The sequence below is a fragment of the Granulosicoccus sp. 3-233 genome, assembly GCF_052681095.1.
Genome location: NZ_JBQYLE010000004.1, coordinates 492,425 through 503,427, shown reverse-complemented (window position 1 = coordinate 503,427; position 11,003 = coordinate 492,425). Strand labels below are relative to the sequence as shown.

The 11,003-nt window shown below is 58.8% G+C and carries 8 protein-coding genes; 6 read left to right on the top strand and 2 right to left on the bottom strand.

The features are described 5' to 3' along the window. The first annotated feature begins 258 nt into the window (after window positions 1-258). Window positions 259-786 carry a hypothetical protein gene (locus ACUNV4_RS14060; protein ID WP_430879201.1) on the top strand — a complete coding sequence of 176 codons (528 nt, stop codon included), beginning with the start codon at window positions 259-261 and terminating at the stop codon, window positions 784-786. 60 nt (window positions 787-846) lie between these two features. On the opposite strand, the gene ACUNV4_RS14055 is transcribed toward ACUNV4_RS14060, so the two are convergent. Beyond that, complete coding sequence (locus ACUNV4_RS14055) at window positions 847-1,749, bottom strand: LysR family transcriptional regulator (protein WP_430879200.1); 903 nt, start codon at window positions 1,747-1,749, stop codon at window positions 847-849. A gap of 107 nt (window positions 1,750-1,856) precedes the next feature. On the opposite strand from ACUNV4_RS14055, the gene ACUNV4_RS14050 reads away from it, so the two are divergent. Continuing rightward, on the top strand, window positions 1,857-2,720 hold the full coding sequence (locus ACUNV4_RS14050; RefSeq protein WP_430879199.1) for a phytanoyl-CoA dioxygenase family protein: 864 nt from the start codon (window positions 1,857-1,859) through the stop codon (window positions 2,718-2,720). An 85-nt stretch (window positions 2,721-2,805) separates the two neighbouring features. Here the strand turns inward: ACUNV4_RS14050 and ACUNV4_RS14045 are convergent, their stop codons facing one another. Next, complete coding sequence (locus tag ACUNV4_RS14045; protein ID WP_430879198.1) at window positions 2,806-4,236, bottom strand: hypothetical protein; 1,431 nt, start codon at window positions 4,234-4,236, stop codon at window positions 2,806-2,808. A 411-nt stretch (window positions 4,237-4,647) separates the two neighbouring features. Between ACUNV4_RS14045 and ACUNV4_RS14040 the strand changes: the two genes are divergently transcribed. From ACUNV4_RS14040 to ACUNV4_RS14025, 4 genes are read left to right on the top strand one after another with little or no spacing between them, the layout of a single operon-like run. Further along, a complete protein-coding gene (locus tag ACUNV4_RS14040) occupies window positions 4,648-5,592 on the top strand; it encodes a GAF domain-containing protein (RefSeq protein ID WP_430879197.1) in 945 nt (314 codons plus the stop codon). Between the two features lie 13 nt (window positions 5,593-5,605). Further along, window positions 5,606-8,041 (top strand): nitrite reductase large subunit NirB, encoded by a 2,436-nt coding sequence (gene nirB, locus ACUNV4_RS14035; RefSeq protein ID WP_430879196.1) that lies wholly within the window; start codon window positions 5,606-5,608, stop codon window positions 8,039-8,041. After that, window positions 8,038-8,367, top strand: a complete 330-nt coding sequence (gene nirD, locus ACUNV4_RS14030; protein ID WP_430879195.1) for a nitrite reductase small subunit NirD — start codon at window positions 8,038-8,040, stop codon at window positions 8,365-8,367. Before nirB ends, nirD begins: the two co-directional genes overlap by 4 nt. Next, entirely contained in the window at window positions 8,367-10,985 is a 2,619-nt protein-coding gene (locus ACUNV4_RS14025) for a molybdopterin-dependent oxidoreductase (RefSeq protein WP_430879194.1), read from the top strand. The genes nirD and ACUNV4_RS14025 overlap by 1 nt, the downstream gene beginning before the upstream one ends. Window positions 10,986-11,003 lie beyond the last annotated feature (18 nt).

Genomic DNA, 11,003 nt, shown 5'->3' with positions numbered 1-11,003 from the left:
AGGGTGTAAGGGTGTAAGGGTGTAAGGGTGTAAGGGTGTAAGGGTGTAAGGGTGTAAGGGTGTAAGGGTGTAAGGGTGTAAGGGTGAGCTGGGCAATCCTGCATTTTCAGGCTTGCCACTGTGTCGGTTCAGGCAATACGAAAGTCGAATCTCGACGCAGGAAGTTGCCGGGTCATCCATCAAGGGGCCGCAAAGCTGTTAGATTCGCAGCAGCCGTCTGTCAACACCGACGACGTCACCCATGAGAGGGAAAAGACCATGAGCATGATGCCGAGTCCAACCGCTGATCGCAAAACAATCGGCAAGCAGCCGATGATGTTGCTTCTCAGCCTGTGTGTGTTGACCTTGACCGCCTGCGTGTCGAACGTTTCATCGCAGGTGAAGGAGTCCAACAAGGACCAGAGTGGAGCGTTCGACGGGACGTGGGTTGCCAAGGTACAGAAGTCCGCCAAACGACAAACCATGCCCGGAAACTGGATTGCCAACTGCGATGGCTCTGCGTGGAATTTCACGCTGCGGGTCAATGACGGTGTTGTCAGCAACAATCTCAGGGAATCGAAGAAATCCACGTACGTCAGCTCCACCGGAGATTTTCGGTTCGACATACCTGTGAACAACGAAGCCAGCGCTGCTGCGGGTTCCGAGCGGAATATCAGTCTGGCAAAGCAGACGCTGATTGTTTACGGTAATCTGGAAAAGGCGAAAGGACGCTTTACCACCGGTGTTGCCGAGTTCGGCAATAGCGGATGTACGGCCATCATCGAATTTGCCAGAACCAGCGCCTGAATCCGGGCATTGGGTCATTGCGATGACGGGTGCAGCTGGCTCGATATGATTGCCATGCTCTCAGCGCATCAATCGGGACTTGCAGAATGCAATGAAGTTCTCGAGCAATGCTGATTCGCTGCTGCTGTCCTTGCAGATCAACACGACGGACAGGGTGTCGATATCGTCGGTCAGCGGAATGCTGACAACATGGCCACCATCGTGAGTCTCGGTGTGCGTCGTTGCCATCACGGCCAGGGAAAAGCCGAATCCGTTGGCGACGGCGCTGCGCACCGACTCCATGGATTTGCCGGTGAAGGCTATGTCGGGCTGGATGCCCTGCGAGTGCAGAATCTTCTCGAAGTACTGTCGGCTGGATGGGCCCTCGAACATGACATAGGGTTCTTCCGACAGCTCTCGCAAGGAGATCGTCTTGCGTCTTGCCAGTGCGTGATGCTTGCCGAGCAGCACAAAGGGCGTCAGTTCCTGCAGGCGTTCCACGCGCAGCTGCTCGGTCGAGAGTGACATGTCATAGGTGAGGGCGAGGTCCAGCTCGCCCTGTTGAACCCGGGCAATGAGTTCGTCCTGCAGCAGCTCCGACGGGATAATGTGAATATCGGGATGTTCACGTTGATGTTCGCGAATCAGTCCCGCCAGATGATACGGCGCCAGCGTGTGAAAACAGCCGAGCCGCAGAGTACCTGCCTGATTGGCGGCGATGGCCTCTGCATGCAGTTCGGTTTGACGAGCGGTTTCCAGCAGTTTGCCGGCAGAGACCAGAAAGGCGCGCCCCTGTGGGGTCAGTTCCGTCCCTCTGGCGTGGTGGCGCAGCAGTAATTGCAAGCCGCAGATGTCCTCCAGCTTCTCGATGGCTTGAGACACGGCGGGTTGGGATATGTTGAGAATCCGGGCCGCCTGGGCAATGCCGCCTTCCTGCGCCACGGCTACAAAGTACTCGCACTGTTTCAGGGTCAGCTTGACCATGTTTTTCCTTGTTAAAAGTCAAATTAAAACAATTTGAAACTATTTTAGCCGATTGCTACTGTCAGCCCGAATGCACCCCTGCATCAACGTCACTCAAGGAGCGACTCATGCTGAACGAACAACAGAAGGCCCAGTTCTGGAAAGACGGATATCTGCTGGTTGAAAACGTGGTCAGTCCGGCAAACCTGCAGGCCATGAAAGAGGATTTTGCATCGTGGGTGGAGGAGAGTCGGGCACACACCGAGCCCTACGGGGAGGCCATCGACGGGCGCGCTCGCTTCGACGTCGAGCCCGCGCATACCGCGAAAAAGCCGGGCCTGCGGCGAGTGAATGCACCCATTGAAGTGTCAGAGGCGTATTTCGAAGCCATGGCGCACAGTGGCATGACCGAGGTGGTCGCCGACCTGATTGGTCCGAACGTCAAGTTTCATCACTCGAAGATCAATGCCAAACTGCCCGGTGGCACCACGGCAGTCAAGTGGCATCAGGATTTTCCGTTCACGCCTCACTCGAATGACGATCTGATCACCGCCTTGCTGATGGTGGACGAGGTGACCGAGGAAAATGGTCCTCTGGAAGTCCTGCCCGGTTCTCACACAGGGCCCATTCATGACCTGTGGCACGACGGCGTGTTCACCGGTTCGATCGATAACGAGCTGGCCGCTGATTGTCAGTCGAAAGCGGTTCGCTGTACGGGCCCGGCGGGGTCGGTCTGCCTGATGCATACCCGCCTGCTGCACGGCTCCGCACCGAATCTGTCATCCAGCTCCAGAAACCTGTTCATCTGTGTGTATTCGGCGGAGGATGCCGTGCCGTATGCGGGGAACCCGATGCCTACCGAACACGAGGGACTGATGGTACGTGGCAAACGCACCAACACGGTCAGGTCGAAGCAGTTCGAGATGAAGCTGCCTCAGAAACCGAAGACAGCGTCATTCTTCGATCAGCAGGACAAGCACAAGGAGGCTTGATGGCTGAACGAGGATCCTGTTGCCGGCGAATGTCCATGACAGGTCTTCCTGAACTGCCATGGACGAGGCCTGCAGGAAGTTTGTACTACCGGGGGTCACACTCCACCAGTTGCAACTCACCGGAATCCGAGTCATCGTCATCGAAACACTGGCCGGCGCTGGCATCGAATGACTGGCTGACGCTGCCCTGGGCGCCGGTGGCTGACACCTGTAGCGACAGGGAGCCGCTGTCGACGCGCGTGGATCCGTTGTCCTGATCGACGAGGCTGGAGCCAGCGGGGATCGATACTGCCGCTTCGGCACTGGTGTAGTTGCCTTCCGGGTCGTCGCCCGTCAGGCTTTCGGCAAAAGCCTCACCGAGCATGAGTCCCAGGGTCAGATTGCTGTCGAAGTCGATGGATTCGGGTGACAGGGTCATCGATACTTCGTTCAGGGTCAGAGACAATGCCTGCTCGCCGTCGATCTGCAGGCTCAAGGGGGCATTGCCGATTCCGGCGTTGCGCAGTCGGGCACTCTGACCATCGGCTGCGACATCCAGCTGTGCCGTCACAGCGGAGACCGCCAGCGCAACCGTTGACTGTCCGGTTGATTCCGTGGTAACGTTGCCGAATTCATCGACCGAGGTACTCTCACTGCTGATGTCGTACAGGGCATTGATGGCACCCATGTCAGTCGATACGCTGACAGAATCATCGGCATTGGCCTGGAAGCTCACGACTTCCGACTGGCCAATGGAGATGTCGGTATTGGTTGAACTGTCGGCAATGCGCAGAGCCTGGCTGATGTGCAGCGACAGACGTGCGGCTGACACCGTTTCACCATTGCCTTCCACTTCGGCTTCCACCAGCAGGGCGCCGGTGAGTGTCTCGGGTACGGACCCGGCGAATCCCCGCAGGTCGTTGATGTAGGTCGTCATCTGGAAAAAGCCCGGCAGCGAGAGTTCGTAGCTTCCCAGGTTCGGTGCATAGCCGATGGACACGACGGGCTGTTCCTGAAAGAGAAAATGAATACGTCCCGTGTCGTCGGTGACGGCATCGACCTGCACGAGAAATTGTTGCGCAATCTGCAGACACTCTTCGAAGTCATCCATGAAGCCGGCACGATCGGCCAGCGTTTCATTACAGATGGCGGTGTCGTCCAGGTCAATCGTGATGAGGTTGCCTTCACGTTCGATGCTGGCATTGCTGCCATCGAGCCCGAGGGCGACTTGCATGAAATCATCAACCTCTTCATCGACCATGTCCGAGTCGTCAATGGTGTCACCGAGGCCCGTATCATCTACCTGAAGGCTGAATGCATCGCTCAGGTTGATGCCGAGAGCGGTTGATGCATTGAGCGCTGCCTTCTGCCTGATTTCCAGTTCACTGGCCTGTTCGGCAGGCAGGCCTGTAAGCGAGTCGCCCACACTCGGACCGGCGTTGCCGCCGGAAGGGGAGTCGCTTCCACCGCCGCAGGCTGCGGCTACCAGAGTTGCGCACAATAATGCAAGGGATGTGTCGAGCTGCGGTGTCTTCATGACCATTTGAACCTGTGGGTTGTAATGTATGTGAGCCAGCGATCAGGTAACAGGTAACACGCATTGAACATGCCAGTCCTGCTTCGAAGAGACTCCGGCAGATTCCGACAGGTGGCAATCCATTACCGCCATCATACCGCATGAACAGGGCCGATCAGGGCCCGGCAAACCCTCGCGCCGAAACGACGGCAGACGGCTCCGGCAGCATCGAATTCTGTCTGTCTGGCCTGCTGCAAATATTGCAGCGATGCGCTGCGAAATCGACAGCGGTCGCAATCCCTGACCGTCTGTAGCATAGCCGAGGCGTTCAAGACCATCGACCTTCTTGTTGATTCACAGCCCGGAGCGGCGACGGTTGATGTGGCGTGACCGCCACCAATATCCCCCGTCAGCTTGCCAAGGGAATACTACATGAATATTAATGCAGACCCGGTGTTCGACACCTTTGTCAGAGCGGCGGAGGTCTGGATTCCGCAGGGCGACAAGCTGGTTCACGCCGAAGGGGATTATGCGCATTCTCCGGCGTTTGCCGAAGCCTCCGTTGCCGAAAGCTTCGCCAGGGGAGAAGGCCTGCCCGGCAAGGTCTGGGAGAGCGGCAAACCGATAGTCCTGAAAGAATTCGATGGTTCGTACTTCAAGCGTGCGGAAGCGGCTGCCGAAGCCGGACTCACCAGCGCTGTTGCCATCCCGGTTTTCGCCGGTAACGAGCTGAAGGCTGTACTGGTCCTGTTCTGCAGTGCTGATGCCGATCACATGGGAGCCATCGAGGTCTGGGAATACCTGAACGAGCGTCTGACGCTGGCCGACGGCTACTACGGCGGTGCCACGGAGTTCGAAGCGGCAAGCCGGGACATCAGCTTCAGTCATGGGCAGGGCTTGCCCGGTGGTGTCTGGTCTGCCAATACGCCGATACTCAAACGAGACATTGCACGTGCGGGCAGTTTTCTGCGCAGTGAACAGGCCGCCGCGATCGGTCTCAAGACGGGCCTGGGACTGCCGATTCCGACGCCGGGTGACAATGTTGTCGTGCTGACGCTGCTGTCAGCATTGAACACACCCATCGCCCACCGCTTCGAGATCTGGGATGCTCGCCCGGAATGCGTGGGTGCAACACGTCAGGCCCAGTTGATCGATGGGCTCTGCAAGCGGGAAGGGGCTCTCTGGGCGCAGCAGAATCCACCCGTTGACCCTCCCATGGCCCAGGCCTGGAAGGGACCGGTCGGCAAGGTGCTGGGGACAGGCCTGCCATATGTGCAGAGAGAAGGCGCAGGTCTGCCTGCGGGCTACACCTCCATGTTCGCTCTGCCGATCTACCACGAGGCCGACCTGGCCTATGTCGTCGCCTGCTACCTCTGAGAGGGAGAAAGTCATGCAGAAAATGGTCATCATCGGCGCAGGAATGGCCTCGGGTCGTATGCTGGAGCATATCCACGAGGCAGATCCTGCGGCGTTCGACGTCACGATCTTCAATGCCGAACCACGCGGTAACTACAACCGCATCATGCTCTCCCCGGTGTTGGCGGGTGACAGGAGTTTCGAGGAAATCGTCACCCATGACGACGACTGGTACGCTGCCAACAACATCACCACGCGTTTTGGCGAGCGGGTGACGGCGGTTGATCGCGTACGCAAGGTGGTCATCGGCGAGAAGGGCGAAGTCCCCTATGACACCCTGATCCTTGCCACCGGTTCTCTGCCCTTCATCATTCCCGTACCCGGTCACGATCTGCCGGGCGTCGTTGGCTACCGTGATCTTGAAGACACCGATGCCATGATCGATGCCTCGGCCAATCAGGGTTCGTCTGCCGTTGTTATTGGTGGTGGTCTGCTGGGTCTCGAGGCGGCGGCCGGCCTGCGAATGCGCGGAATGGAAGTCACCGTGTTGCACATTGCAGGGCATCTGATGGATCGCCAGCTGGACGAGACCGCCGGCTATCTGCTGAAGCTGGATCTGGAAAAGCGCGGTATCAGGGTACTCACCGAAGCGAACACCAAGGAGATCATCGGTAACGGCAAGGTTGAACAGGTGCTGCTCGATGACGGCACCGAGCTGGCTGCTGACATTGTCGTCATGGCGGCGGGCATTCGTCCGGCGGTACAGATCGGACACGATGCGGGTCTCGAGATGGGGCGCGCCATCAAGGTCAATGCGCAGATGCAGACGTCCGACCCCGACATCTACGCGGTGGGCGAGTGCGTTGAGTTCAACGAGAATGTGTTTGGTCTGGTCGCTCCACTGTACGACCAGGCAAAGGTGCTGGCCAATACGCTGCTGGGCAAGGAAGATGTCTTCACGGTGCGTGAACTGTCCACCAAGCTGAAAGTGACTGGCTGTGATCTGTTCAGTGCGGGTGACTTCGCCGAAGGAGAAGGTCGCGAGGATATCGTCTTTCGTGATCCGAAGCGGCGTGTCTACAAACGCCTCATCGTGGAGAACGACAGACTGATCGGCGCAGTGATGTACGGCGATACGGCGGACAGCAACTGGTTTTTCGGTCTGATCAAGGATGGCACCAATATCGAGGAGATGCGTGAAACCCTGATATTCGGCCCGTCGTTTCAGGGTGGGGAGGCGGCCGCTGCGGACCCGCTGGCAGCCGTTGCAGCATTGCCTCTTGAGGCGGAGATTTGCGGCTGCAACGGCGTATGCAAGGGTGACATCATCAACGCCATCGAGGGCGGAGTCAGCACTCTCGATGATGTGAGAATGAAGACCAAGGCTTCGGCTTCCTGTGGAAGCTGTACCGGTCTGGTGGAACAGGTACTGGCAGTCAGCCTGGGCGATGGTTTCCAGATCAAGGCCGAGAAGCCGATCTGTAAATGCACCGACCTGACGCATGAAGACGTGCGTCGTCTGATCAAGGCTCAGGCGCTGAAGTCTCAGCCGGCAGTCTGGCAGGAGCTGGCCTGGAAGACACCCAATGGCTGTCATGTCTGCCGTCCGGCCATCAATTTCTATCTGCTCGCCGACTGGCCTCTGGATTATCAGGACGATCTGCAATCGCGTTTCGTCAACGAGCGCAATCATGCCAATATCCAGAAGGATGGCACCTACTCGGTCATGCCTCGCATGTGGGGTGGCATGACCACACCTGATGAGCTGATCGCCGTTGCCAATGCAGCCAAGAAGTTCGATGCCGCCGTCAAGGTCACAGGTGGTCAGCGTATCGACCTGCTGGGCATCAAGAAAGAGGATCTGCCGGCGATCTGGTCGGATCTCAACGATGCCGGCATGGTCTCGGGGCATGCCTATACCAAGGGCCTGAGAACCGTGAAGACTTGCGTCGGTACGGACTGGTGTCGTTTCGGCACGCAGGACAGTACAGGTCTGGGTATCAAGCTGGAGAAGAAGCTGTGGGGCTCCTGGACGCCGCACAAGGTGAAGCTGGGTGTGTCAGGTTGTCCGCGCAATTGTGCCGAGGCCACCTGCAAGGATATCGGCATCATCTGTGTCGATTCCGGTTATCAGATCAGCGTGGCAGGTGCCGCGGGCATGGATGTGAAGATGACCGAGAGCCTGGTGGATGTCGCGACCGAAGCCGAGGTGGAAGAGTGGGTGAGCGCCTTCATGCAGCTCTATCGCGAGAACGCCAAGTATCTGGATCGGGCCTACAAATGGGTTGCCAAGGTGGGGCTGGACTGGGTGAAGAAAGAACTTTCCGACCCCGAGACACGCAAGGCGCTGGTCGAGCGATTCGATATCAGCCAGAGCATCTACCAGACAGACCCCTGGGCTGACCATGTCGACAACCGGGCAGACCAGTACCAACATCTTGCCGATCTGACGAAGGAGGCTGTAACGTGAGCTGGATTGATATAGGTACACTGAGTGATATACCCCTTCGTGGTTCGCGTATCGTGAAATCACCTGCGGGGTGTATCGCCATCTTTCGCACCTCAGAGAGCGAGGTGTTTGCCACCTCCAATACCTGTCCTCACAAGAAGGGGCCGTTGTCGGAAGGCATCGTGCACGATCGCAAGGTCACCTGCCCGCTGCACAACTGGGTCTTTTCACTGGAAACCGGAGAAGCACAGGGCGCTGACGAAGGGCAGATCGAAACCTATCCGGTGAAGGTCGAAGACGGCCGCCTGTTGCTGGACATCGATGCGGTGGTGGCAAAAGTCGCCTGATGGCAGCTATCGTCAGCGGTGAAACACGTTCCACCTGTCCGTACTGCGGAGTGGGTTGTGGTGTATTGATCAAGCCGGATGGCGTGGGCGGGATCACTCTCAGGGGCGACCCCGAGCATCCGGCCAATCGCGGCAGACTCTGTTCGAAAGGTTCCGCACTTGCAGAAACGGTGGGTACGTCGCATCGCCTGCTGGAGCCCCGCTGGTCGGGTGAGAACGTCGACTGGGATACGGCGCTGGATGGTGTGGCAAAACGCTTTCAGGAGGTGATTGCCGAACATGGTCCGGATGCGGTGGCCTTTTACGTCGCGGGTCAATTGCTGACCGAGGACTACTACGTTGCCAACAAGCTGATGAAGGGATTCATGGGCTCGGCAAATATCGACACGAATTCCCGCCTCTGCATGTCCTCGACTGTGGCAGGGCACAAGCGCGCCTTTGGCACCGACACGGTACCGGGCATCTATGACGATCTTGACGAAGCGGATCTTGTCGTGCTCGTAGGGTCGAACCTCGCCTGGTGTCATCCGGTGCTGTATCAGCGAGTCGTTGCCGCCCGGGAATCGCGAGGCACCCGGATCGTGACAATCGATCCGCGCCGTACGGCCTCCTGCGAAGGTGCGCTGCATCTGCCCTTGCAGGCAGGCAGCGATGTGGCTCTGTTCAATGCACTGCTGGCCGAGATCGAGCGCCGTGGTGCCGTGGATGCGACATACACCGACGCGCATGTGGCGGGTGCGGCCGAGGCCATTGCCGCGGCACAGGCATCCGATCCTGCAGATACCGGACTGGATGCCGCTCTTTTGCAGGAGTTTCTGGATCTCTGGATCGGCACGGACAAGGTAGTGACCGTCTTCAGCCAGGGTGTGAACCAGTCCTCTGCGGGGACGGACAAGGTCAATGCCATTCTCAACTGTCATCTGGCCACCGGCAGGATCGGCAAGCCCGGCTCGGGACCGTTCTCGGTAACCGGACAGGTCAATGCCATGGGCGGACGTGAAGTCGGCGGTCTGGCCAATATGCTGGCCTGCCATCTGGATATCGAAAACGCCGAGCATCGTTCGGCCGTTCAGGATTTCTGGCATTCTCCTGCCATGCCTCGTCAGGCAGGACTGAAGGCCGTCGACATGTTCAAGGCCGTCGGCGATGGTCGCATCAAGGCCCTGTGGGTGATTCATTCCAATCCGGCCGTGACCCTGCCTGATGCGGACCGGGTGCGTGACGCCATCGCGGCCTGTCCGTTCGTGGTGGTCAGTGACATGACGGCTGATACCGACACGGCTCGGCTGGCCGATGTCGTATTGCCGGCTGCCGCCTGGGGCGAAAAGTCCGGCACGGTAACGAATTCCGAACGTCTCATCAGCCGACAACGCGCGGTGCTGCCGGCTCCCGGACAAGCAAAGCCGGACTGGTGGATTCTGGCGGAAGTGGCGCGACGCATGGGCTGGGGCGAGGATTTTGCGTGGGAAAGTCCGGCCGATATCTTTGCCGAGTATGCTGCCATGTCTGCCCTGGCTGCAGAGTTCGGCAAGGACTTCGACATCTCGGCCCTTGCAGCACTGGATGCACAGGACTATGACAATCTTGACCCGGTCCGCTGGCCGCAATCTGCGCTCAGACAGGGTGGTCGATTCTTTGCGGAGGGTGGTTTCTTCCACTCGGATGGCAAGGCAAGAATGTTGCCCCTTGTACCCCGAGCTCCTGCCAGCACCCCTTGCGAGTCGCGGCCATTTCGGCTGAATACCGGTCGATTGCGCGATCAGTGGCATACGATGACACGCACGGCCTTGTCACCTCGGTTGTCGGCACATCTGCCAGAACCGTTTGTCGACATGCATCCACAGGATGCCGCACGCCTGGGTCTGGAACCTGCCAGTCTGGTGCAGCTCACCAGCCCGCAAGGCAAGGCCATTCTCCGGTTGCATCAGACAGAGGACGTCGCGCCGGGCAATCTGTTTGTCCCGATACACTGGACAGGCATGAATGCCCCGGCGGCTCGAATCGATGCCCTGGTGGCGCCGCTGGTGGACCCGATCTCGGGGCAGCCGGAAAGCAAGGCTTCCACGGTGGCGGCGGAACGGTTTACGGCGGCCTGGTATGGCTTTGCCATCGCAAGCAGAGCATTCACCCCTTCCTGTGACTACTGGGCTCGAGCTCGCAGCAGTACGGGCTACCGCTGTGAAATGGCCGGACTTGCAGTACCGGCCAATTGGGAAGTCTATGCGAAAGAGCTCTTCGGTATGGGTGATGTGGCTGTGCAGCATATGTCAGACCCCGGGCGGTCACGGCATCGTATCGGATTCTTCGACGGTGATGTCCTGCTGGCAGCTCTCTACGTCGGACCGGAACCGGTTGCTCTGATGCGCGATTTTCTGGCAGGCTTGCCTGGTCAGGAAGCCCCCTGGGCGCTGGCTGGTCTGGCCCGTGGTGACATACCGGACCCGGGTCCGGTGGTCTGTTCCTGCTATGCCATTGGCCGCAATACCGTCAAACTGGCGATTGCCAGTGAGGGTTTGAAGAGCGTTGATCAGATCGGTGGCAGCATCTCGGCCGGTACCAACTGCGGTTCCTGCAAGTCGGAACTGGCGAGTATCCTGAGGGAATGCGCTGGCGCCTGATCGAGATGATTCAGGCGT